The 24,240-nt window shown below is 51.3% G+C and carries 24 protein-coding genes and 1 riboswitch; of the genes, 10 read left to right on the top strand and 14 right to left on the bottom strand.

The annotated features are described in order from the left end of the window. Window position 1 precedes the first annotated feature (1 nt). Together NSQ46_RS13185 and NSQ46_RS13180 are read left to right on the top strand one after the other, a co-directional pair. Window positions 2–412 carry a winged helix-turn-helix transcriptional regulator gene (locus NSQ46_RS13185; RefSeq protein WP_251537556.1) on the top strand — a complete coding sequence of 137 codons (411 nt, stop codon included), beginning with the start codon at window positions 2–4 and terminating at the stop codon, window positions 410–412. A 121-nt stretch (window positions 413–533) separates the two neighbouring features. Beyond that, window positions 534–893 (top strand): DUF3221 domain-containing protein, encoded by a 360-nt coding sequence (locus NSQ46_RS13180; protein ID WP_007130259.1) that lies wholly within the window; start codon window positions 534–536, stop codon window positions 891–893. 271 nt (window positions 894–1,164) lie between these two features. Here NSQ46_RS13180 and NSQ46_RS13175 read toward each other — a convergent pair whose 3' ends face one another. The 4 genes from NSQ46_RS13175 to NSQ46_RS13160 all read right to left on the bottom strand — a co-directional run bounded on the left by NSQ46_RS13175 (window position 1,165) and on the right by NSQ46_RS13160 (window position 6,276). Next, a complete protein-coding gene (locus NSQ46_RS13175) occupies window positions 1,165–2,631 on the bottom strand; it encodes a glycosyl hydrolase family 18 protein (RefSeq protein WP_186332885.1) in 1,467 nt (488 codons plus the stop codon). A 403-nt stretch (window positions 2,632–3,034) separates the two neighbouring features. Continuing rightward, a complete protein-coding gene (locus tag NSQ46_RS13170) occupies window positions 3,035–4,030 on the bottom strand; it encodes an ABC transporter substrate-binding protein (protein ID WP_007130261.1) in 996 nt (331 codons plus the stop codon). 155 nt (window positions 4,031–4,185) lie between these two features. Further along, complete coding sequence (locus tag NSQ46_RS13165; protein ID WP_007130262.1) at window positions 4,186–5,220, bottom strand: iron ABC transporter permease; 1,035 nt, start codon at window positions 5,218–5,220, stop codon at window positions 4,186–4,188. Then, on the bottom strand, window positions 5,221–6,276 hold the full coding sequence (locus tag NSQ46_RS13160; RefSeq protein WP_342576992.1) for an iron ABC transporter permease: 1,056 nt from the start codon (window positions 6,274–6,276) through the stop codon (window positions 5,221–5,223). It abuts the gene before it with no gap. A gap of 227 nt (window positions 6,277–6,503) precedes the next feature. Beyond that, window positions 6,504–6,565, top strand: a riboswitch (Fluoride riboswitch). Between the two features lie 76 nt (window positions 6,566–6,641). Between NSQ46_RS13160 and NSQ46_RS13155 the strand changes: the two genes are divergently transcribed. After that, window positions 6,642–7,967, top strand: a complete 1,326-nt coding sequence (locus tag NSQ46_RS13155; RefSeq protein WP_007130264.1) for a voltage-gated chloride channel family protein — start codon at window positions 6,642–6,644, stop codon at window positions 7,965–7,967. Window positions 7,968–8,174: 207 nt separating this feature from the next. On the opposite strand, the gene NSQ46_RS13150 is transcribed toward NSQ46_RS13155, so the two are convergent. From NSQ46_RS13150 to NSQ46_RS13140, 3 genes are read right to left on the bottom strand one after another with little or no spacing between them, the layout of a single operon-like run. Beyond that, entirely contained in the window at window positions 8,175–8,858 is a 684-nt protein-coding gene (locus tag NSQ46_RS13150; RefSeq protein ID WP_007130265.1) for a hypothetical protein, read from the bottom strand. Continuing rightward, the gene (locus NSQ46_RS13145; protein ID WP_007130266.1) at window positions 8,858–9,745 is read right to left on the bottom strand and encodes an ABC transporter ATP-binding protein; all 888 of its coding nucleotides are present in this window, start codon (window positions 9,743–9,745) and stop codon (window positions 8,858–8,860) included. The genes NSQ46_RS13150 and NSQ46_RS13145 overlap by 1 nt, the downstream gene beginning before the upstream one ends. Beyond that, window positions 9,745–10,113, bottom strand: coding sequence for a GntR family transcriptional regulator (locus NSQ46_RS13140; RefSeq protein WP_028407145.1), 369 nt, complete (start codon window positions 10,111–10,113; stop codon window positions 9,745–9,747). The genes NSQ46_RS13145 and NSQ46_RS13140 overlap by 1 nt, the downstream gene beginning before the upstream one ends. 246 nt (window positions 10,114–10,359) lie before the next feature. On the opposite strand from NSQ46_RS13140, the gene NSQ46_RS13135 reads away from it, so the two are divergent. Next, a complete protein-coding gene (locus tag NSQ46_RS13135; protein WP_007130268.1) occupies window positions 10,360–11,499 on the top strand; it encodes a phosphodiester glycosidase family protein in 1,140 nt (379 codons plus the stop codon). 261 nt (window positions 11,500–11,760) lie between these two features. Further along, window positions 11,761–12,162: an Imm7 family immunity protein gene (locus NSQ46_RS13130; protein ID WP_028407147.1), complete on the top strand. Its 402-nt coding sequence runs from the start codon at window positions 11,761–11,763 to the stop codon at window positions 12,160–12,162. Between the two features lie 196 nt (window positions 12,163–12,358). On the opposite strand, the gene NSQ46_RS13125 is transcribed toward NSQ46_RS13130, so the two are convergent. The 5 genes from NSQ46_RS13125 to pxpB form a co-directional block, all read right to left on the bottom strand. Next, the gene (locus tag NSQ46_RS13125) at window positions 12,359–12,721 is read right to left on the bottom strand and encodes an NIPSNAP family protein (protein WP_342576842.1); all 363 of its coding nucleotides are present in this window, start codon (window positions 12,719–12,721) and stop codon (window positions 12,359–12,361) included. Window positions 12,722–12,827: 106 nt separating this feature from the next. Then, window positions 12,828–13,460 carry a pyroglutamyl-peptidase I gene (gene pcp, locus NSQ46_RS13120; RefSeq protein WP_007130271.1) on the bottom strand — a complete coding sequence of 211 codons (633 nt, stop codon included), beginning with the start codon at window positions 13,458–13,460 and terminating at the stop codon, window positions 12,828–12,830. A 107-nt stretch (window positions 13,461–13,567) separates the two neighbouring features. After that, window positions 13,568–14,326 (bottom strand): 5-oxoprolinase subunit PxpA, encoded by a 759-nt coding sequence (locus NSQ46_RS13115; protein WP_007130272.1) that lies wholly within the window; start codon window positions 14,324–14,326, stop codon window positions 13,568–13,570. Continuing rightward, window positions 14,323–15,327 carry a biotin-dependent carboxyltransferase family protein gene (locus NSQ46_RS13110; RefSeq protein WP_341342038.1) on the bottom strand — a complete coding sequence of 335 codons (1,005 nt, stop codon included), beginning with the start codon at window positions 15,325–15,327 and terminating at the stop codon, window positions 14,323–14,325. Before NSQ46_RS13110 ends, NSQ46_RS13115 begins: the two co-directional genes overlap by 4 nt. Beyond that, a complete protein-coding gene (pxpB, locus tag NSQ46_RS13105; RefSeq protein ID WP_007130274.1) occupies window positions 15,318–16,046 on the bottom strand; it encodes a 5-oxoprolinase subunit PxpB in 729 nt (242 codons plus the stop codon). The genes NSQ46_RS13110 and pxpB overlap by 10 nt, the downstream gene beginning before the upstream one ends. Before the next feature lie 318 nt (window positions 16,047–16,364). Between pxpB and NSQ46_RS13100 the strand changes: the two genes are divergently transcribed. After that, window positions 16,365–16,544 carry a hypothetical protein gene (locus NSQ46_RS13100; RefSeq protein WP_007130275.1) on the top strand — a complete coding sequence of 60 codons (180 nt, stop codon included), beginning with the start codon at window positions 16,365–16,367 and terminating at the stop codon, window positions 16,542–16,544. A gap of 89 nt (window positions 16,545–16,633) precedes the next feature. On the opposite strand, the gene NSQ46_RS13095 is transcribed toward NSQ46_RS13100, so the two are convergent. Then, a complete protein-coding gene (locus NSQ46_RS13095) occupies window positions 16,634–17,365 on the bottom strand; it encodes a metallophosphoesterase family protein (RefSeq protein WP_007130276.1) in 732 nt (243 codons plus the stop codon). A 379-nt stretch (window positions 17,366–17,744) separates the two neighbouring features. Between NSQ46_RS13095 and NSQ46_RS13090 the strand changes: the two genes are divergently transcribed. From NSQ46_RS13090 to NSQ46_RS13080, 3 genes are all read left to right on the top strand, one after another. Continuing rightward, window positions 17,745–19,001, top strand: coding sequence for an extracellular solute-binding protein (locus NSQ46_RS13090; RefSeq protein ID WP_342576841.1), 1,257 nt, complete (start codon window positions 17,745–17,747; stop codon window positions 18,999–19,001). A 79-nt stretch (window positions 19,002–19,080) separates the two neighbouring features. Next, complete coding sequence (locus NSQ46_RS13085) at window positions 19,081–20,043, top strand: sugar ABC transporter permease (RefSeq protein ID WP_007130278.1); 963 nt, start codon at window positions 19,081–19,083, stop codon at window positions 20,041–20,043. 17 nt (window positions 20,044–20,060) lie between these two features. Next, window positions 20,061–20,882 carry a carbohydrate ABC transporter permease gene (locus NSQ46_RS13080; protein WP_040738704.1) on the top strand — a complete coding sequence of 274 codons (822 nt, stop codon included), beginning with the start codon at window positions 20,061–20,063 and terminating at the stop codon, window positions 20,880–20,882. A 156-nt stretch (window positions 20,883–21,038) separates the two neighbouring features. On the opposite strand, the gene NSQ46_RS13075 is transcribed toward NSQ46_RS13080, so the two are convergent. Beyond that, window positions 21,039–22,577, bottom strand: coding sequence for an MDR family MFS transporter (locus tag NSQ46_RS13075; RefSeq protein WP_342576991.1), 1,539 nt, complete (start codon window positions 22,575–22,577; stop codon window positions 21,039–21,041). A 243-nt stretch (window positions 22,578–22,820) separates the two neighbouring features. On the opposite strand from NSQ46_RS13075, the gene NSQ46_RS13070 reads away from it, so the two are divergent. Then, entirely contained in the window at window positions 22,821–24,050 is a 1,230-nt protein-coding gene (locus NSQ46_RS13070) for an aminopeptidase (protein ID WP_251537571.1), read from the top strand. Window positions 24,051–24,240: the final 190 nt, after the last annotated feature.

Here is a 24,240-nt window from a genome sequence, read left to right as displayed (position 1 = left end):
TATGCAAGCGAAGAAATACAATATTGCCGTCGAAGCGACATTGGAAGTGATCGGAGGCAAATGGAAATGCGTAATCCTTTGCCACCTGACCCATGGCCGTAAACGAACCAGCGAGCTGAAGCGCCTCATGCCGAATATCACGCAAAAAATGCTGACACAGCAGCTGCGGGAGCTGGAGGACGATGGCGTAATCAATCGCATTATTCATAATCAAGTCCCGCCCAAAGTGGAGTATGAGCTGAGTGATTACGGCAAGAGCTTGACCGGCATTCTGGATATGCTCTGCGCGTGGGGAGAGAAGCATATAACGAAGGTATACGGGGATAAGTTCAGCGTGCTTGAGGACAGCATTCTGAACGATAAACTGAAAGCCGTGGACGAGCCTGCCATATCTGATGCACGTACTACCTGAATCTATTTGGGTAATCGCTGAAATCACTATAATCATCCCTTACAAAATATGGTATCATTTAAAATAACATGAAGCATACGAAGAGCCCATGGAATATTACATGAGGAGAAGAAGAATTATAGTGAGAAAAATACATTCAGCTATTGCCCTATTGCTTCTTAGCAGTTTTATGGCTGGTTGCAATCAAGCCAAGATGGAGACCGGTGATTTTATTTTTGATAAGCAAATCAACCAAGATAAAACTCCCATGATCGTGGTGGTTCAGAATATCTCAAGGAATGATGCATCCAACCATTCGTTATCAGACTATTTAAATAATGATGACCCAAATGATGTGATTTACTATCATATAACAGATGCCGATTTATACGAAGATTTAGAAATTGGTGAGAGAGTTACCGTCACAGCCCCCCATATTTTACTTAGCAGCCCACTGCAAGCAATGGCGATTGAAGTCGTAAGACATGACCTAGCAGAGTGACAGTCCCATTACATTTAGGTCTTTGAAAAAGATTTGTCCCCATTAGATTTCGGCCTGACCGAATCGGATACACCTTAACTTATCAAAGAGATAAAACCTAATAGAGTGCGGGATATGGTTCCAACATGGGGATCCAAGGACAGATCCTTTCGACCATCTAAAATAAAACAAAACCTCTCTATGATAATGATGGGTGGATTCACCACATATCAAAGAGAGGTTTCTCTATTTTATGATAACTATCTACTAAAGTTACACGATATCATGAACATTAAGGCAGTGTGTCTAAGAATGGTCTCACCGTTTTAGCAAGAGCGTAATTCGTAGTCGCATCCCAGTTAATGGACCACGTCATTGCTCCCCGTACATCAGGGTATTTAGCCACAGGCTTATAACTTCCACAGTTGTTTCCAGTTGCTAGACAATTCAGGGCATTATTCACGACCGTTGGAGAAACATATCCGCCTCCGGCTGCTGAAGAGGCAGCAGGTACTCCAAGTCCCAATTGGGAAGGTGATACCCACTGCAGCGTTAAGTCCGACAGCGCCGTAAGGAAATCAACCGTGCCCTGGGAGTAGCATTTACCGTCACGACCTAACATGCATCCAGAGTTATAGTACTGGACGTTCATTACGGTTGTGATATCCTTCAGATTGTTATAAAGCTGCATATAGGAGGTGTTTGGACTCTGCATGTCTATCGTTTGAGGAGCCATTGTCAGAATAAAATCATTTCCTGCTTTTTGCTTCAGTTGGCGAATCGCGGTGGTTAAGTTAGGCACATTCATGCCATGCTCCAGGTCAATGTCTATCCCATCAAGTCCAAATTGCGTGATGATCCCGTACATGCTGTTCACAAAGTTCGTTATATTCGGCGAGGCAGTATTCAAATCAATGTTCCCTAATTCCCCTCCAATGGATATGATGACCTTCTTGCCTTGAGCTCGTTTAGTTTGAATATCCGCGATCAGCTCGGCATTGGTATACCCGCCCAGAGCTGCGGATAGCGCAGAATCTACATTGAAAACGACACCGCCAGGGTTAACAGGGTCCATCTCAGCAAACGCTAACACAATGATGTCATATTGATCCGGTATATCTCTCACCTTCAATTTGCTGGCACCATTGACAAAATTCTGCCAGTACCCTGTCAATATATGCTTGGTCGGCTGGGGACCTCCGCCTGTCTCTTCTGCCGTTGTTGCAGTCACACTCGCACTGGCAGGTGAAAGATTCCCGGCAGCATCCTTAGCTATGACCTTAAATGAATAGGTCGTGTTCGGTGAAAGACCCGCTATGGTCGCGCTCGTACCGGTAACCGAAGCCGCAAGGGCTGTGCCCTGGTAGACATCATATCCTGTCACGCCAACATTGTCCGTAGAGGCTTGCCAGGATAAAGTAACGCTTGAAGAGGTGACTGAACTTACAGTTACATTCGCAGGTGCTGTCGGAGCTGCAGTATCATTACCTCCGCCACCTTGAACATGCTGCCATAATGCAGGAACATTGGGCGGTTCCCATCCGGGTAGTGAAGTATGAGATTGAATAGCTTTATACGATTTCCCATCGTACGTCACGTTGTCGTTTACGGCATAAGACACATAGGCTGCCCAGGAACCCCGATCTGCTGCAGAAACCTCAAGGGGGAAAAAGCTCATGATCATAGACACGACGACCATTAAAGGCAATAGCATCACTCTCGATTTGTCCGGAATTCTGCATAAACCCGCTCTCATCATTAATCCCTCCTCAATAATGGATCGTTAAGCTTTACAGACTGCCTTGCATAAAACAGCATCACCTCCTTTGCAAAGATACGAAAATCTCATGAAATATTCTACATCCAAACAAACCTTTTAATTGCTGTTTATTGTTTTATTTACATATATAGGAAGTAGATTCTATATTCAAAATTTACTTTATATGTTAATTATTATCAATAGCTCTGGAGGATCAATTTCATGGTGTAAGATGATCTCTAACGTTTTAAGCTCCCTATCATCATGAATCGATGTCTCTATGAAAACAAAAACATGGCAGACGCTGTTATACAGGGCCTGCCACATTGCGGCTGAAGCTTTATAGCACATAGGTCATGGCTAATTCGATGCGAATCTGCTCTTGCCACTCGTGAACGATCGATTATTTCGCGTTCTCCTTCTCTTTTTGGCTGACGATCATATTCGTCACTTCCTCGGCCTGGGCCAATACGGCAATCGGATCATACGGCCAGAATCGTTTGGCATCCAGGTAAAACACGCGCCCCTGACTTACGGCTTCGATCGAAGTCCATACCCTATTGCTCTTATCCATCTCGGCACCATTGGACTCGTCAAAAAAGATATAATCTCCTGCATAATCTTTCAGAACCTCCATGGACACTTCTTTGTAGGTCTCACCAGTGGCAATCAGTTCTTGTTGGATTCGTTCCGGAGGGGTAAGCTTGAGCTCCTTGTAAATCGCCAATCCTCCGCGATAAATGCCGTCGCCATAAAGGTAGAAGGTCTTGCCGAAAGCGCCGAAGATCGAAAAGGTTTCTCCTTCCTCCACCACGCCGTCCACCTTCGCGCGCAGCGCTTCTATTTTCTCGTCAAACTCAGCCAGCCATTCCTTCGCCTCTTCTTCCTTGCCAAGGATTGCACCCAGCCCCTCCACTTCTTCGTGCACGCTTCGATAGGTTTCATAAGGAAGAATGATTGTGGGCGCAATTTTGGACAGCTTCTCGAACACCTCCGGATCGGAATTGGCGCTGATGATCAGGTCGGGGTTCAGTTCCAGGATTTTTTCCGTTGCGTTTTCGCCGGTACTCTCGATACCATCGATCATGTCTTGGATATGGACATTCTCCAGATCCTTCGCTGTCGCGCCTACCGGCTTCTCTCCGAGCAGCAGCAGGGTTGGCAGATAGGCATCGACAACAATTCGCTTCGGTTCTGCCGGATATTTGATTTCCCCGTGTATGGTATCCACCTTTCTAGTCGCAGGCTGCGCCGAGACTTCGGTCTGGGGCTTATCCGCGCTTGCGGCTGTTTCCCCCGTAGTACCCGCGTTGCCGGTCGGATTTCCCTTCCCGCCGCATCCGGAAATCAAACATATGATGAGCATTGTGAGTATGACCCGATACTTCGATGTGAGCATATTTGTCTCCTCCTGATTTAGTAGTGTATGGCTGGGGCATGCACCGAATTGAGCTCGATGCAATCGGCTGTATATTCCATGCGATGCGATCAGATCCTCGTGGCAGGACCCTCTCCCTTCACAAGAACTCCTAAAGATCCCTTGCATCTGGGCTGCTAAGCTCTCGTCCTGGATAACAGGTACAGGAAATATGGCGCACCGATCACCGCAACCACGATCCCTGTCGGGATCTCAGACGGTTGAAGGATCGAGCGGCTCAGCGTGTCGGCTGTGATGACCAGCAATGCACCGATCATCGCTGTTACCGGCAGCAGCATTTGATGCTTCGCACCGACCAAGCGTCTGCCCAGGTGGGGTGCAATAAGCCCGACGAACCCAATCCCTCCGCTCACCGCGACGCAGGAGGCCGCCAAGCCGACCGCCGCTGCCAGCAGCTTCAATTGCTCCCTCGTTACGGATGCACCCAGTCCGGTCGCCATCGATTCTCCAAGATTAAGAACGTTCATCACCTGCGCTTTGTACATCACGAAGGGCAGAAGCACAAGGATCCATGGGAGCAAGGCCAGCACGAACTTCCAGCTCGACCCCCAGATACTGCCCGCAAGCCAGACGGCAACAAACTGGTATTTCTCCGGACTCAATCGCAGTGTAAGCACGATCATTGCCGCGCTTATGCCGGCTGCGACGGCAATTCCCGTCAACAGAAGGCCTGTCGGCTTAAAGCCCTGGTTCTTCTTATAAGCAAGCACGCAGATCAAGGCCGCGGTCAAGCCGGCTCCAATCAAAGCTAAAACCGGCAGCAGATAAATCGGAGCCGCTGTCGTGTTCGGGAAAAATGAGATGAACAGCATGACCATCAACCCGGCTCCCGCATTGATCCCCAGGATACCCGGATCGGCAAGCGCGTTGCGGGATATTCCCTGCATCACGCAGCCGGATACCGCTAAACCCGCGCCAATAAGCAGTGAAATGACGATGCGAGGCAACCGGAAATCAAACAGCACCAAATTCTGCTTATCGGTTCCGCCGCCAAACAATGTCGTTACGACCTCGACGGGGGATAGCCGAATCACGCCGGTGTTCATGCTGATTAGAAACACCAGGACAATCAATGCACCCAGAACAGACAAGGTGATGATGTTCCGTCTCCTGCTTTTTCGCGTTTGGATGGCATTTGTGACGGCTTCCATCTACAGCTCCCTCCTTTCTTTGCGTGCCAGATAGAGGAAGAAAGGGACCCCAATCAAGGCAATGACCGCGCCCACTGGCGTTTCATAAGGAGGGTTCACCATTCTGGCGGCGAGATCGGCAATGACGACCAGCAGGCTTCCCAGCACGGCCGAGCAGGGAATGATGAGCCGGTAATCCACGCCGACCAGCTTGCGCGTGACATGCGGAATCAAGAGACCGACAAAGCCCACCGCGCCGACAACCGAGACGGCGGCCCCTGCCAGCACTAACACGATCGCCGTCCCGCCCAGCTTGACGAGCCCCGTTCGCTGACCCAGTCCACGTGCTATATCATCCCCAAGGCTAAGCATCGTAATTGAGCGCGATAAGGCAATCGCACCCAATATAGCAGCGGCTATCCAAGGCAGCATGATCTTCAGATGATTCCACTGAATCCCTGCCGTACCGCCGGCATACCAAAACGCCATATCCTGCCCGACCCGAAAATACAATGCGATGCCTTCGCTAAGAGCACTTAAGAGCGCGCTAAGCGCAGCACCGGCCAGAACGAGCCGAACCGGTGTCAGCCCTCCTTTGGACATGGAACTGACTCCATACACGAGCATCGCACCCAAGGCAGCCCCAACGAATGAGAGCAGAATCAGATACATATACGGCAGCCCCGGAAAAAACGCAAAGCAAATCGCGATCACGAACCCCGCCCCCGCATTTAATCCAAGCAGGCCCGAATCGGCGAGCGGATTCCGGGTCATCCCTTGCATAATGGCTCCCGATACGGCGAAACAAGCGCCCACCATGGCCCCGCCGAGAACTCTCGGCATGCGCAGCTCCTGGATAATCTGATGCTCCGTCAAGCTGGGATCAAAGAAGAACACAGCTTCCCATACACTTCGCAGATCAATCTCGGCCGCTCCAAGCGATATGGATAACGCTATGCCAAGCATCAGTGCAGCCGCGCCTCCCGTGATAATCAGGGTCGCAGCCCATGGACGCCCTTTGACGTGGACATGAATCTCAGCATCTGAAAGTCTTGGCTTGGACGTGTTTGATGACATCATTCTCTCCTCGATCCTGTGATATTGATTCTCATTATCATTTACAATGATAAAATATGGCATATTCTTCGTCCATGGACATGTTGAATTTCTCCTCCTGAAAAAAATCCATGCCCCAATCCATCGATGCTCCAAACCATGCTGAGTAATCTCAAGTATCGTATACCTGCTTCATAGCGGGTTGTCCTATTGACACGCAAACCTCTGTTCCATTACAATGAATGCAAATTGAATGAGGCGATGGAGTTCGCCATAACCGCTTTTCGAGGCTAATGACTCCTACCAGAGGTCGCTTTCCTGGTAGGAGTCTGTTTTGTGTATCCAGGGGTTAGCGGCGAATAAACAGAAACGGGTGAACGGATTTGATGAAGAAATGGGTTGAACCTAACGAGAATTGGCCGCCATACGCCCTGCTGACAGGTTATTTGATCAAATGGATCGTGCTTGGCAGCATCGTCGGCATGATGACAGGCAGTGCCTCTGCCTTCTTTCTTTATAGCCTTGACTATGTAACGAACCTTCGAATAGGAAACCCTTGGCTGCTGTTCCTCCTTCCCCTGGGAGGCGTTGTGGTCAGCTTCCTCTACGAAAGGTTCGGCAAGAGCAGTGCGAAGGGAAATAATCTTATCCTGGAACAGATCCATGGCGGCACAGAATCCATCCCGCTGCGGATGGCGCCGCTGGTCCTCTTCGGGACGCTGGTTACGCATCTGTTCGGAGGCTCCGCCGGACGTGAAGGCACAGCCGTCCAAATGGGGGGAAGCTTATCGGAGTGGTTCGGCAAGCTCATTCGCGTGACATCGCTTGATCGAAAGATCCTGCTTATCTGCGGAATTAGCGGCGGCTTCGGCTCCATCTTCGGCACACCGCTCGCCGGAACGCTGTTTGGTCTCGAAGTCCTAGCCATTGGCCTCATCTCGCACCAGGCGTTAATTCCTGCCTTCATCGCCAGCCTGGTCGGCAACTTAACCGCCACTTCCCTCTGGGGTGTCGGCCATGCGCATTATCTGATCGGGGAGATTCCCCCTCTGAGCTTTATCGTCCTGATGAAAGTCGTTGCAGCTTCGATCCTCTTCGGACTCGTAAGCCGGCTATTCAGCGAGCTTACCCATGCTCTGAAAAAATGGTACAGCCACGTTTTCCGCAATCCTATGGTCAAAAGCGCAATGGGAGGCGTCATCCTCATTGGGCTGGTTTATCTGCTTGGCACACGCGATTACTTGGGACTTGGCCTCCCCCTGATCGAAGAATCCTTCGCTGGGGAAGTTTCGCCATTCGCCTTTCTTGGTAAAATCCTCTTTACCTCGCTGACGCTTGGAGCAGGGTTTCAGGGTGGCGAGGTAACGCCGCTGTTTGCCATTGGGGCAACGCTGGGCAATGCGTTATCGGGATGGCTCGGATTGTACGCCCCTTTCCTGGCCGCATTAGGTTTTATTGCTGTATTCTGCGGGGCAACCAACACCCCGATTGCTTGTTTTATCATGGGAATCGAGCTGTTTGGAGGAGAAGGCGCCGTGTATATGCTCTTGGCCTGCGTCATAAGCTACTTGTTCTCCGGGCACTCCGGCATCTACACCTCCCAGCACATCGGCGCGTCCAAGCACCCGCTCCTCTCGTTTCCACCGGGAACAACGCTTGCGGGAGCAAAAGAACTGCACAAAGCAAAGCGCAAGCAAAAGACGTCCGAGTGATCGGGCGTCTTTTCATTTGCCGCAGGCAGCCCTGCCTCACTCTGTGAGCGGCGTAATGATGGATGCTGTACGCTGCTATAACCCGAAGCCCGGACGACGAACCAAGGCAGGTCATTTGTACGAAGAACGCTTTTTCACACAAAAAAAAGAGAGGCACCCCCAAGATCCAATGATCTTGGTGCACCTCCCTGTTGCATCTTCTGGCAATTACACCGTTGATCTGCGCAGACACTGGCGAGAGCACAGTGCAAGGATAAGCACAATCGGAATCATCCATAGCGTCAAGTCGAGAGCAGAATGACTAGCAAACCATTTAAAGATCGGCCCCCACCATTCGTATCGCATCGCAATCAAGCTGAGACCCGAGATGATGATCGTAACGGCTGCAAGCATGATAAACGTTCGGATCCCTCTGAATCTTAAGAAAAACGCTCCGATGCCCAGCCCCAACATGGAAAACCATAACATTAAGATGACATTCACAACGAATTGGATAAGCCATGATCCATCATTCAGATACGGTAAATTGAAGAAGCGCATATGATCTCCCCATGCCCCGGTCCATACTTCAATATGGGATAGAACCACAAGAAGTGCCGAGTTGAAGATACTGATCAAGGTTATAAAGGTAAGGGTCCCTATGAAAAAGTCCGTTCTGCGTATGCTAAACCCCGTGGTGAAGGGGAACAACTGAATCGCTGTGGTCAATGAGGTAACGAACATGAATATATAGATGGTACCCAAACCGCCCGTATACAACGTCTCTCCATTAATCAATACACCGATCAGCAAATTGACCAAGAAACTGAAGGCCATGATCATCCAAGGCAAATAAAACCACGTAAGTTTATGTCTTAAATGAATGTTAATAACGCTGGATATCCCTCTCATTAGCGGCTCGCCACCTTTCCGTTTCTCGTTAAATGAACGATTAATTGCTGCAAGGATACGGGTACCGTTTCCAGTCCTGCTTGTGCTGCTTCTTGCTTCACCTCTGCTTCGGTCTTGCCCATCACCGTAGCCGAAACCATTGATCCGAGCGATTCCGTATGAATGACTTTTCTGCCTTGAATAAAGGATTCAACCGCAGATTGATGCCCGATCACATTGCAGGTCCGTCCGCGGAGTTCATCGGTATCCGAATCCAGCAATATTTTTCCTTCATCGATAAGAATGATATGCTCCAGCAGCCTGCTGACTTCATCTATCAAATGTGTGGACAGAATAATGGTACGCGGATGGCTGGTGTAATCTTCGATCAGCTGATCATAGAAAAGCTCTCTTGCAACGGCGTCGAGGCCAAGATAAGGCTCGTCGAACACCGTAATGGGCGCTCGGCTGGCGAGTCCTACGATGATCCCGACCGCTGACAGCATGCCGCGCGACAATCTCTTCACAAGGCGCTTCATCGGCAGACGGAAAATTTCGATCAGCGCTTTGGCGTATTCCGCGTCCCAGTTCGGGTATACGTCGGAGGCAATCCCCATGACATCCCGGACGGTAACTAAATCCGGATATTTCTGACTCTCCCTGATAAAGCATATCTGCTGAATCACCTTGTTATTTTCATAAGGATGCTCGCCAAATACGCGGATCTCCCCTTTGGTTGAGAACTGCTGTGCCGTAATCATCTGCATGATGGTTGTTTTCCCGGCGCCGTTTCTCCCCAGCAATCCGTAAATCTTATTCGCCTCGATCCTAAAGCTGACATTATCGACGGCCGTAAAATCCTTGTATACCTTGCTCAAATTGTTGACTTCGATGACGGTTTGGCTCATCAGTCTTGCTCCCCTCTGCGGATCATTTCCGATAATTGATCTTTCGTAATCCCAAGCTTCTCGGCTTCCTTCACCATAGCCACAACGTACTGCTCATAAAACTCCGTCTTGCGCTTCTCGATGAGCTGTTCACGTGCTCCCGCTGCTACAAACATGCCAATCCCCCGTTTCTTATACAAAATCCCTTGATCGACCAGCAGATTGACGCCCTTGGCCGCTGTGGCCGGATTGATCTGGTAAAAGGCCGCAAACTGATTCGTAGATGGAACCTGCGTCTCCTCAGGCAATCGTTCCTCTATGATGTCATCTTCAATTTTGTCCGCAATTTGCATGAATATCGGTCTGCTGTCATCAATTTGAAACGCCATTACCTCACCGCTTTCGTGTTCAGACTTCATTACATCTTCGGTTAGTTACTCATGTAATTAACCATACAAGAGATGTGGTTCCGTGTCAACATTTTATTGGCCATTTTTTACAAATCGGGCGAAGGAACCCGTTTATGGTCCTAATGGTTTCATCCCGGTAAGCCGATATAGTATTGGCACACATGCAGCCGAGTTGAGCTCAAGCCAACCGAAACAGACATAGAGAAAAGGAGTTTAGAAAGAACCATGAAAAGAATCCTCTTACTCGTCATCCTCGCCATGCTTATGGTGGTGACCCCATTGAACGCGGCTTCCGCTCCGAAAATGCTTGCCTATGTTGACAAGAACAACCAGTCCTTTATCCCAGTGTCCCTCCTTAAGACCTTTGAGGGCATTCAAGTGTCCTACACAGCTGCCGAAAAGAAGCTTCGCATAACAAAAGACAATAAGCAGCTTACCCTTTACTTGGGGAGCAGGACCGCGTACATTGACGGCAAAAAAACGCAGATCAAGGCAGCCCCGTTCTCCGAGAACGGCATCACATATGTACCGCTTCAGTTTACCGCTCAGCAATTAGGCCTTGCGTTGAAGTGGGAGCCTAACCGTACAGCCTTGCAGATCAAAGACGGAGCAACATCTGCTTCGAATACACTGCCGGTGATGTCGGGCAAGCTCGTTTCGAATACATTGAAGCCGGTCACTTCGGCGAAGAAAACATTCAAGGTTGGTTCCCGAAGCTTCAGCGCCCAGGTGGTAACCGTCTCCCTTCTGCATCCGAAGGTGGAGCTTGGCGTAGCCCTTGCCGGCAATAAACCCGGCAAAGTCGAGGATTTGCGCAGCCTTGCGAAACGGAATCAAGCGGTTGCCGCCATCAACGGAACCTACTTCGATGCCTATACCGCCGGTGCTTATAAAGCGCCTTACGGCTATCTCGTACATAACGGCGCCATTCTGCACAAGGCACCAGGCGATAACCGGACGATCTTTACCTACGACCGTAATAATCTGACCCAGATGATTCCGGGTCTGGACTTCAAATCGGAATATGAGCAAGGACAAATGAAAGGGGCTCTTCAAGCGGGCCCCCGGCTGGTGAAGGACGGCAAAGTTTCGCTGAACGTCAAGAAGGAAGGCTTTAAAGATCCGAAGATTCTAACGGGTGGAGGCGCACGAAGCGCACTTGGGATCACGAAGGATCATAAGCTTATTTTGCTGACAACAGGAGGGGCAACCATTCCCCAATTGGCGGAAATCATGAGGCAGGCCGGAGCCTACCAGGCGATGAATCTGGATGGCGGCGCATCCAGCGGGCTGTATTACAACGGCTCTTATCTTACCGCACCCGGCCGTCAGATCAGCAACGCCCTTATCGTAAGGTTGAAATAACGCCCCATAGGGCTATTACGCTTCATTAGGACAAGTGCTTGATCGGGCAATGCCCGCACCTAGAGCATTGAACAAGGCTCCTCGAATAACCGGATCACGTTACCGGACCTTCGAAGGAGCCTTTTCTATTCCTGTAGGATTTGTATCCCTTCCTGCCTATTTGAGCCGATCTGCTTTCCCTCATGCGTACCGCGAGAAATATGTTTCGACATTAAGAAGGTGGGTGTAAATATATAGGAAAACGATGCGAGGTGAGAAGCAATGTATGAATTTCATGGCTGGATTACCATTCAAGTGACAGCTTCGAAAGCCGAGCAGGAACAACTGGAAGCGATCATTCCGAAAATACAATTAAAGATTACGGAATATGCTTGGGGAAGCGGCCTGCTGTCTCTCAATGCCGCATGCGGATGTTACTATCTGCATGTTGGAGGGTTTACGAAGGGGAAAGGTCCAGAAGCCGATGAAATCTTGTCATTGTACCGTTATATCGGGGAGATTGCCCCTGGATCATACGGACTGCTGTATTCCAGGGATGACGAGAATCAGGAAGGTGAGGACAACGAATTTCGGGTGTTGGTGCTTGCGCGCGGGCAGCTGAAGGAGCAGCGCGATCCTTTCCTCTCTCCTTGCATCCCTGTTATTGAAGACGCATTAAGTTAACCGGCAGGGTAGTACGAGCGCAGCATCCCCTCCTTCCATCTTAACCAAACAAACTTTCATTCATTGTAAACTTCCTAAGCCGATGATCCGGGAGCCTTCGAATTAAGTTTGAACGTAAAAAAGGACCATCAAACAATGCCGATTAAAGGATGGTCCTTTATTGACTAATACAGTTTTTATGAGCTGAGCAATCTCTTTATTTTGCTGAAAGGATTGTATTTTCGACTGGAACCGTTGATTCGATAAAATCTTCGTCAATGAAATAAAACGCCTTTTTTAGATTCTCTCTGCCTCCCATTTCTTCAAACCACTTCTGTACACGTTCAACGTGCTCGTTATCACTTCTAACATTATTCTCTATTTCTTCGTAAGCTTCGAGACTGTCATATTGCCATATAGCAAAAATCTCCACATTTCCTTCCTTATTCGGGGCCATCCATCTTCCAACTAATCTTGCACCATACTTTAATTGCGTCGTTAATAGAGTGCTGTTAAAATGCTCATTAAACGCCGCTGCGATACTTGCGTCAACCATGTACTTTTTTCTTCGGTAAATCATAAGTTTATAGCCTCCGCTTTAATTAAATTTACACACCAGGCAAATTTAATGCATCCATTTCCATCCCCCAGGACAACAACCCAAGCCGGTTCAGAAAAGCTTACGGTTATTCCGTCAGCTCATCGATCGTCGTTCGAACAATGACTTTAAGCGCTCGAAGCATCGTATCTTGGGACAGCGTTGGCAGCCCAGGCTTCTCCAAGGCCATCTCCGTCGATGCCGGAAAATGAACGAAGCCGGCGAGGATTGGCAGCTGCCGCTTCCGGATCTCGTTCAGCACCGCATACATGGTGTTATTACAAATATAAGTGCCTGCCGTATTGGATACGGTTGCCGGAATTCCAGCTTCCTTCATCCGATTCACCATCGCACGGATCGGAAGGGTCGCGAACAGACCGTCCGGGCCCTCCGGATCGATCGGCTCATCCTGCGGCCTCGCCCCCCGGTTGTCCGCGATCACGGATTCGGGCGGCACATCCTTGGTATTTATCGCGATCCGTTCAGGGGTAACCGCGGTTCTTCCTCCCGCCACCCCGCAAGCGATAACTGCGTCCGGTTCAAATGTATGGACCTCCTTCAGCAGGAGCTCGGCGCACTCGTCATAATGAACCGGCAGCAGGACCGTTCGGATTTCCGCATCCGCGAAACTTTCGTTTTTGATATCGTTAATCAGTCTTTCCGTAGGGTTAATGGCGCTTCCGCCAAAGGGCTCGAAGCCTGAAATCAGTATTTTTTTCATTGGTCATATACTCCTGTAATCCATAATGTATATTATCTCACGAGTTCTTCATGATTGAATGGCGTATGATCTACGGTATACCTGTATTGAGGTGTTGGAAGCCTTATTTAAAGGATCGACTGCACTCGCACCCCTTCCGATTCAAGCCGGGTACGCAGGGTACGTGCGAATACCGGCGCATGCGGACTGTCGCCGTGAATGCATATCGTATCGGCGACGATCGGAATGATCTTGCCGGACTGCGACATGACCACGCCCTCCTTGACCATCCGGAGGACTTGCCGGACCGATTGCTCCTCATCCGTAATGAGGGCGCCGGGAAGGCTCCGCGGCGTCAATGTTCCGTCATCCTGATAGGTGCGGTCGGCAAATACTTCGCTTGCCGTTCGAAGCCCCGTCCGCTTGCCGGCATCCACCAGCTCGCTGCCGGCGAGCCCGTATAGGATTAGCCCCGGATCGATTCGATGGACGGCGCAAGCTATAGCCTCGGCTAGGGGGCGTGAAACAGCCGCCATATTATACAAAGCACCATGGGGCTTCACATGATGAAGCTTTCCACCCTCTTGAAGCGTGATAGCCATCAAGGCCCCCATCTGATACGAAACCATATCGTATGCCTCATCCGGCGTAATGTCCATTCTTCTTCTTCCGAAGCCGACCAGATCTGGCAGGCCCGGATGCGCACCGATCGACGTTCCGTGCGCGATCGCTTGGCGTACGGTAAGACGCATGACCGAAGGATCGCCGGCATGAAATCCGCAGGCGATATTGGCCGAGGTGATGCATTTCAGCAGCTCGCTATCCGATCCAAGCCGGTAGGTGCCGAAGCTTTCTCCCATATCGCAGTTAAGATCCACTTGGATCATGGAACCACTCCCTCTATTTTTCGCTTGATCATCTCACGGACGATGGCTAGCTCGCGCTCCCGTTCGTCCCGGAGACGTTCTGCCTCACGGAGCGTAATCTCCCTGAAGCGCAAGGTTCCTCCTGGCTGGAGCTGCGCGACCAGCGGGATATCGACCGAAGCGATCTGCGCGATTTTCGGATAGCCTCCGAGCGTCTGCCGGTCCGCCATGAGGATAATCGGCTGGCCGTCTGCAGGCACCTGAATCGTGCCCAAAGCAACGGCTTCCGACACATATTCCTTAGCCTTAGTCAGCCGCAGATCGGGGCCTTTCAATCGGTACCCCATCCGGTCGGATTCGGGACGGATCCGGAACGGTTGATGGAAGAAGCCATGCCGGCTGACTTCGTCAAAATCCTCATATTGGCGCCCCGGCATGGCCCGGACAGTTACCTCCTGCCCGGTTGCCGGAATCTTCCCCGGCAGCGCAAACCATCGCGGCGCATAGAATGCGCCTGTTATTGTAGAACGGTCAACCGATCGGTGCGAAAGCCGTGACGGGTATGTGGACAAACGGTCGCCTGCATGAAGCGGTCGTCCCTCCCATCCGCCGATGCCGGCCCGCAAATAGGTGCTGCGGCTGTCCATAACCTTCGGGACGTTAAGCCCTCCCGACACGGCGAGATATGCGCGGCATCCGAAACGGACTTGTTGAAACGTGAGGACACTATCCCTCCGGACATAAACCGGTCGCCACATCGGTACAGGCGTATCCTCGATCCGCGGCGACAAATCCCCGCCCGTAACGGCAATCCATCCGTCCTCCTCCATCCGCAGCGAGAATCCGGACCACGTGATTTCGAGCGCAGCCGCTTCGTCCGGATTGCCTACGAGCCAGTTGGCGACACGATGGGACTCCTTGTCCATAGCACCGGACGTAATGACTCCGTACTTGCCGTAGCCAAACCTTCCAAGATCTTGAACGGTAACCAGCAGCCCCGGCTTCAAGACGGTTAATCGCATAGCTTCACTTCCCTTAGTCGATCATATTCCGCCCGGTCAATCGGCCGAAAACGAATGTACTGCCCGCCCTGCAGCAAAGTCGGAGGCTGTCGGTCTGGTCTGAACAGGGCAAGCGGGGTACGGCCGATAATTTGCCAGCCTCCCGGCGTTTCGATCGGGTAAATGCCTGTCTGCGTGCCCGCGATCCCAACAGAGCCAGCCGGGATACGCGGTCTGGGCGTCTGTTTTCGGGGAGCGGCAATACGCTCTGGAACACCACCGATATAAGGAAAACCGGGCGCGAACCCGATCGCATAAACCAAGTAATCCTGCCCGGAATGCAGACGGATGACCTCATCGGCCGTTATTCCGTTATGCTCCGCCACGATCTCCAGATCCGGTCCATAATCACCGCCATAACAGACTGGAATATCCACTACCTCCTGGATGGAACGTTGCTTCCCATTTTCTTCATCCGCTTTAAATCGTTCTTGCAGCAAGGAGCACACATAGTCGAATGTGGAACTCGAATCATCCGGTTTCTGAACCGTCAAGGGGTCGTAATAAATGCTTAAGGTGGTAAAGGAAGGCACGCACTCTATAAACCCCCGAAAAGGATTCCGTTCCACCCGCTGCGTAAAGTCAACGACCCGCTGATGGACCGCATCGGTGATCTCATCGCCTAACTGGACAAGAACGGCAGCATCCCCGAGCGGGTGCATCGAGTAGGACTTGCTCATCTTCTCATTACTCCATTCCATATGTACTGCCTTACGTACGCCTGCAAAAGCTATGAATACTCCTATGATAGCAGATAAACCGCTGCCCGTTGAGCTTGAATTCTGCATCCAATATGAAATTACGAATGTTCTTCGCTACTTACGAAAAGAACAGCGCCTGAAATGATGATCAAAGCGGTTTCAACCTACCCCAAGTACATTTTTCGTTAATGTCACCGGGTCGTGATTCGGTAAGGGTAAGAAACATGTGGTAATTTTGGTATAATTTCATCCCAGCATTGGAATCCTACATTTGTCCACGATAAAGGAGGTGCCACAATGAGCGAAACAAACCACAATGGCAATCAGCCGACTAAAGCCGAAGTACAGCGTACGGAGCTGAACAAAATGCCGGTTCCGGGTGATTTTGAAACCGGGATTTCCGAAGAGGAAGTTACCGAAGCATTCAATCAGCAGCAACAGCCAAGCGCCGGTCAGCAATCCGACAATCAATCATAATAGAAAAGCCTGAAACAGCCCCGCACCGGATTTTTGCATCATCGCGAAAATCGGTGCGGGGCTGCTTGTATTTTTTCGATTCGCTCGCCTTAAGATTTGCGGCCCTGATAACGACCGGTTCGAAGCTCAATAATATACCCTTCCGGGGAAGGCATGCCCGATTGCAGCGCATCCTGCACTGCCTGTTCTATATCATACGGAACACGTATGAACTGAATGTTTAACGGAGCACGGTCTTCGCTCCCAAGCTCTCCTTCCATAATACAATAGGAGGCTTCGCATAGCTCAAGTGGGTTGCCGACGCTGCCGGTATTAAACAGGATCTTCCCATCCAGGTGGTGAATAAACGCGTTGTGGATGTCACCATAACCGGCGACGTCGGACTCTTCCCGGGTTTCACACAAATCCGAGGCCTCAAACATCGATAACTGCTTCCCCTTATCGTCCCAGGGTTGTATCCGCTCATATACACTTCGAGGGGAGGCATGAAACAGCCGGATCCGTTTGCCGCTCATTTTGAATTCAATGGTGCACGCAAGTCTGCTTAAGTACTCGAGCCGCTCGGCCCCCAGCTTGTTCTGATGCCATTGCAGCACCGGATTGTCCGTTTCATTCCCGATAAAGTCGTCCCAGTTGCCCTTAATCACCCGATCGCAACGGCTCCGTATCAGATCGACCGCTATATCCCCGTCCGGGCCTTTGCCGACGAGGTCGCCGAGACAGAAGATCCGGTCCACTCCCCGCCGGTCCATATCGTTCAGAACGGCCCGAAGTGCAGGAATGTTGCCATGAATGTCGGATATAACCGCAATAGTCGCCATAGTTCTAGCCCCCTAGAAAAGTAACTCGAAACACACAACCAGCAATCGCTCATGCGCTGTTGCTCTATGTAGAAGGAATATAACAAACTTGCCAAGCAGGAGCAATAGAAATGAAGTCTTATGAACCTTCGCCGCAGCAGCTCACCCTATAATCATACGTTTAAGGGTTGCTGCGTCTTGCGGATTAGCATAACGTTTCACCTGCTTCATGGACTCCTTTATCTTCTCTAAATCAATTCGATTTATGTCTCCATATGGAATGTTTCAAGGGTTCGTCTACTATTTATATAAGTAATAACCTTACTTTTGCTCACATGAGCGAGGTAGCTGAATACTATTTAATCATCAACGACTTCACCGCGTTAGGAGGCCGACGATCGTGAACATTCGCAGGACGGTAAGCTTAGGACTACTCATGCTGATCATGGTGATCAGCGGTTGCGCCGGTACGACACCGACGGAGAAAACGAAAATGCTTACGCTCTGGTACTGGAACCGAAGCCTGGACGACGACCTGATCAAAGCAGCAGAGCAGCAATTTCCCGGCATCCGAATCGATGCCCAAAAAATCGGAGGCGATTTCAAATCCAAGCTCAAAACAACGCTCGCTGCCGGTTCGGGAGGACCGGATATTGTCGCCTTTAATGACTGGGTTGCCGAGCTGTTTACAAGCTCCGACCGCTTCTATGACTTGTATGATCTGGGAGCGCAGCAAATCGAGCAGGACTTCCTGGAATGGAAGTGGAGGCTCGGCGTAACTCCAGGAGGAGAAATGATAGCGCTTCCGATTGACACGGGGCCGACAGCGCTATTCTATCGTACGGATCTGTTCGAGGAGGCAGGCCTTCCATCCGATCCGGATGAGGTCCATGAGCAGCTGGCGACCTGGGATCAGTATTTCGAGGCCGGGCAGAAGCTGCAGGAGCATTTTGATAATAAAGTAAAAATGCTGGATAACATCAATAACATCTATAACCAAGTAAACGCCCAGTCGGACCGGATCTATTTTAATCCTGATGATACGTTTATCGGGGATACAGCCGATTCCTCCATGAAAACGGCATGGGATTTGGCGGTGAAAGCGGCTGAGATGAAGCTGAGCGCCAATGCCAGCACCCAGTCCTCCGAATGGAATGCCGCGATGAATAACGGGCGGATCGCTTCCTTTGTCGGGGCGGTATGGATGAAAGAAATCCTGATGCAGGCTGCTCCGGATACGTCGGGCAAATGGAGAGTTGCCCGGGCGCCGGGCGGCGACGGCAACAACGGGGGCTCCTTCCTGGCGATCATGAAGACGAGCAAATATCCGCAGGAAGCGTTTGATGTCATCCGCTGGATTCAAAATCCGGAGAACCAGATTCAATCCTTCGATAAGATGAATCTGTTCCCTTCCGCTACGAAGGCGCTGGACGCCCCTGTGATGAGCAAGCCGGAGGCGTTTTTCGGGAACCAGGCGACGGGTGAAATCTTCTCCGCCTCGGCGATGAACGTCAAGCCAGCCTATTTCGGCGGTAAACACGGCAATCTGAACGGCATTGTCAGCCGGGAGCTTTCCTCCGTCGCCTTGGAAGGCAAGAACCCGGATAAAGCCTGGAACGACGCGCTCGCGCGGGTCAAGAAGGAGCTTCTGCGCTGATGGCCCCGATACGTAAAGAATCGCCACGGCTGCACCGCGGACACGCATATCCCATCGGATTACGGGAGGTAAACACAAGATGAAGAATTCCATGCTGAATCACCCTGCTCCTCCGGAACAAAAAGCTGTTCCTAGTCATCCCCGGCCCAAGCATCGGTTGACGTCTGAGATATGGAAGCATCGTAAGGAGTACTTGGCCATCTCGCCCTTTTTCATCGTATTTGCCATCTTCGGTCTGTTCCCGATCGCCTTCTCGATGTTCCTGTCGTTTCAGAAATGGGACGGCATCGGAGAAATGACCTTTAACGGCCTGAATAACTATCAATTCATGCTGACCGATCCCGAGTTCTGGAAAGCAGTCGGAAACACCCTGCTGATCTGGGTCTACTCGACGATCCCGATGCTGTTCTTCGCGCTGATCATCGCTTTCCTGCTGAACGCAGCGTTTGTGCGCTTTCGGACTTTTTTTCGAATCGGCTATTTTCTTCCCAATGTCACCTCGCTCGTTGCCGTCGCCATCGTCTTCGGAACGCTGTTCTCCAACAATTATGGTCTGCTTAACTACGTGCTATCCCTGTTTGGCATTCCTTCCGTCGAGTGGCTGAACAAAACATGGGGCATCCAGCTTGCCGTCTCCGTTATGGTGATCTGGAGATGGGTAGGCTACAACGCCATCATCTATTTGGCAGGGCTGCAGAGCATCCCGTCCGTGCTGTATGAAGCCGCCAAAATCGACGGCGCTTCGGGAATCCAGGCCTTCTTCAAAATTACCATCCCGAACCTCAGGCCGATCATTCTGTTTACGGTTATCACTTCGACGATCGGCGGCATGCAGGTCTTTACCGAACCGCAGGTGCTTGTAGGCAATGACGGCGGTGTCAGCGGCGGCGGGCTCACCATCGTCCTGTATTTGTACCGGGAGGCATTCGTGCACAACTACTTCGGGTATGGCGCTGCTGTCGGCTGGGGAATGTTCGTGCTGATTGCGCTCTTCTCGATACTGAACTGGCGAATGGTTCAAGGCAAGCCTTCCAATGACTGATGATAGGGGTGAATCTCATGCTGAAATGGAAATCCATATTGCTGCATCTCGGGTTAATCGCCGGTTTGATCATGTCGATCTTCCCCTTCTATTGGCTTCTCGTCATGGCGACACGCACCACTTCGGAAATCTACAGCTTTCCGCCGAAACTGTGGTTCGGCCCTCATCTTTACGATAATATCGCAAGAGTTCTGAGCAGCATCGACTTTTTCGGAGCCTTCTGGAATACCTTGTTCGTCGCTTCCGCTTGCACGCTGCTGGTGCTGTTCTTTGATTCACTCGCCGGCTTTACCTTCGCTAAATTTAATTTTCCCGGCAAAAAATGGCTGTTCGTCCTGCTGCTCGCAACCATGATGGTTCCGGCTCAGCTGTCGCTCGTGCCGTCCTTTGTCATCATGGCGGAATTCGGCTGGGTGGGAACTTATAAAGCGCTGATCATCCCGGGCATGGTCAATGCGTTCGGGATTTTCTGGATTCGGCAGTATGCCCAGGAGTCCGTGCCGTCCGAGCTGCTGGACGCCGGAAAAATCGACGGCTGCGGCTTTTTCCGCCTCTACTGGAATATTTCGCTCCCGATATTAAGACCGGCATTGTCATTCTTGGCTGCCTTTACGTTCATCGGGGTTTGGAACGACTATCTGTGGCCGCTCATCATCCTGAACGATGAGAACAAGTTCACGCTTCAGGTGGCGCTCTCTTCCTTGAACGGCATCTATACCACCGACTATTCCATGGTGATCGCCGGTACGCTGCTCGCGGTCATCCCGCTCATCGTGATGTTCCTGTTCATCAGCAAGCAGTTTATATCCGATATTGCCGCCGGGGCAATTAAGAGCTGACCCTATATTAAAAAAAAGACTGCCCGGCAGGATCGCAGATCCGACGGGCAGTCTTCGTTATAACTGAAAGACGTTTACATTCAGCTGTATTCAGCTGTATTCGTTAAATATATAAGTTGAACAAATGGATGGATGTCAACTCATATCTTTGTTCCGTTAATGTGTGGCTTCAGGCACGGGGCCTCCTAACATACGATCGGAATCCTCGGCAGCCCCCTTCTCCTTTCCAGGGTAAACCTCCGTCTCATCTTTAACCTCGGCTGTTGCATCCAGCTTCTTCGGTCCCATCAGCATCGCTGCAGTCAGCGCCAGCACGGCAGGAATGATCGCCCAGGCGAATGTGGCGGCGATGGAGGAAGCGAGCTGTTCCGAAATGGGCTTCAGCAGATCCGTCGGGATGAGGGTGCGGGTATCCGGCGAAAGAAGGACATGCGGGTCCGAGAGCGATAACCCTTCCTTCAGCAGATCCTTGGTTCCTTCCCCGGTTGTCAGCGACTGCTGAAACGTCCTGCTCTGGATCAGGCCAAATACCGTAATGCCAATCGTCATTCCGACGGAGCGCGTAAAATTAAAGGTTGAGCTTGCCATCCCGCGCTTGGTATAAGACAAACCGTGCATCACGGCCGTACTAAGCACCGAGAATGAGCCGCCGATGCCAAGACCGATCAGGATCATATACAAGGTAACGATGAATCTGTCGGATTCCGCCGTCAACGTGGAAGCCAGCACCATACCGCCCGCAAACAGTACAAGGGTCGGAATCATAATATTGCGATAGGATACCTTGGTCATCAGAAAACCGCTAACGGTCGCGGTAATGACGGAGCCGAGCATCATCGGAAGCAGAACGAGTCCGGAGCTCGTGGCGCTTCCGCCGAGCACGCCTTGCACAAATATCGGGATATACACCGATGCCACGATAAATGAACCCCCGCTGAACAATCCGCATAGTACGCTGGTCGTATACAGTTTATTTTTGAACAAGCCGAATGAAATGATCGGTTCCTTCGCCCTTCTCTCCGCCAATATGAAGAGGACGAGCATTACCGCCGCTGCCGCAAACAAGCCTAGCAGCATCCACGAATCCCACGCCAGCTGCTTGCCTCCCAGCTCCAGCGCAAGCATGAAACAGATGACACCCGTCAGAAGGGTAACAGCGCCAGCCCAATCAATCGGCTGCTTGGAACGGGCATGCGATTCCCGGTAGAACCCGGTGACCATGAGGAACGCAAGAACGCCCAGGGGCAGATTAATATAAAAGACCCACTGCCAAGCGATGTGATCCGTGATATAAGCGCCTGCAAGCGGTCCGGAAATGCTGGATAAACCAAACACCGTACCGAACAGCCCCATCAGCTTGCCCCGCTTCTCAAGCGGAACCGTATCATACATGATCGCGAACGTAATCGGCACTAGCGCACCGCCGCCAATGCCTTGAACGGCCCGGTAAATCGCCAGCTCCGTGATCGAACCCGCCGTGCCGCAAAGGACCGAGCCCAGCATGAACACGATCATCCCGAAGATAAAAAACCTTTTGCGTCCATACATATCCGACAGCTTGCCGAAGATCGGCATGCCGGCCAGTTCTGCCACCATGTAAGCCGAGGTGACCCATACAAAATGATCCAGCCCGCCCAGCTCACCGACGATATTGCCCATCGCTGTAGCCACGATCGTATTGTCCATCGACGCCATCAAAATACTGAGGAGAAGACCGGCAAGCACCACGGATAGCCGGCTGGTTTGTTCTTTTTTCACTTCTCATACACTCCTTCTCGAATAAGCTTCAACTTTTACTAAGGACAGTGTACAGGGAGATATATGACAGGTGAGTGTCACACTTTATCAAGATGATTATAAGTTGCGATGTGAACGGTGCTAGCGTTCGCCGCATCGTGGTAGAATAAGAGTGCACATCAGAAATGGAGGCTTCTACATATGGACAATTTCGAGAAAAATTTGGAGAAGTACGCGGAACTGGTCGTGAAGGTCGGCGTTAACATACAGCCCGGCCAGGTTCTGATCGTCAACGCACCGATTGAAACGGCAGACTTGACCCGGCTTATCGTTGCCAAGGCCTATGATGCCGGCGCCAAGTACGTGCAGGTCGACTGGGACGACGAGAGGGTCACCCGAATCCGGTACGAGCATGCACCGGCCGATTCCTTCGGGTACTATCCGCAGTGGCAGGCTGACGCCATGGAGCAGCTCGCAGCAGGCGGCGGCGCGATTCTTCGCATCAAGGTGCCGGATCCTGAGCTGTTCCGGGGCATCGACTCCGTCAAAGTATCCACTGCCGTCAAAGCCGCAGCGGTGGCGAACGAGAAATACCAGGCCTACGTCCGGAATAACAAAATCAGCTGGTCCCTGATTAAAGCGCCGACCCGCGCCTGGGCCGATAAGGTATATGCCGATCTGCCGGAGGAAGAGCGCATCCCGGCGATGTGGGATGCCGTATTCCGGATGAACCGGGTATACAGCGACAATCCGGTTGCCGCATGGCGCGAGCATATCGCGCAGCTGAAGGAGAAGCAGAACCACATGAATGCCAAGCGCTATAAGAGCTTCCACTACCGCGCTCCGGGCACGGATCTTCATATCGATATGCCGGAAGGCTATCGCTGGCTCGGCGGCGGCGACGAGAATGAGTCCGGCGTCTATTTCGTTGCCAACATGCCGACCGAAGAGATCTATACGATGCCCCATCGCACCGGGGTCAATGGAACGGTCACCAGCACCATGCCGCTCAATCTGAACGGCCGTCTGGTAGAAGGCTTGAAGCTGACCTTCAAGGACGGCAAAGTGGTCGAGTATGATGCTGAAGCCGGCCGCGAACATCTGACCACCTTGCTCGAAACGGATGACGGGGCCTCCTATTTAGGCGAAATGGCGCTCGTCCCGCATGATTCTCCGATCTCTAAGCTGAACCGCGTGTTCTACAACACCGGAATCGATGAGAATGCTTCCTGCCACTTTGCGCTGGGCAGCGCCTATCCGGTTAACATCGAAGGCGGAACCAAGCTGAGCAAGGAGGAGCTTGTTGCGCGCGGAGCCAATGTCAGCCTAACCCATGTTGACTTCATGGTCGGATCCGCGGAGCTCGATATTGACGGCGTGCTCGAAGACGGCACGATTGAGCCGGTCTTCCGCGGCGGCCGCTGGGTGTAAACTGCAATAACCAGAAATCGACAACATGTTTGAAGCGAATCTCAGTACTTCGCACAGTTAGCATTATGTGTTATGGATTCGTTCGAATGCATGAACAAAAATAAGGCCCTGTAATTTTAATATTACAGGGCCTTGATTTATGCCACGTTTTACAATCCGCACCCGGATTATCGGATATTGGGGATTCCGG

This window comes from Paenibacillus sp. FSL M8-0142, from assembly GCF_038597315.1.
GTDB classification, from domain to species: domain Bacteria; phylum Bacillota; class Bacilli; order Paenibacillales; family Paenibacillaceae; genus Paenibacillus_AQ; species Paenibacillus_AQ lactis.
This window is presented reverse-complemented; position numbering and strand designations above follow the sequence as displayed.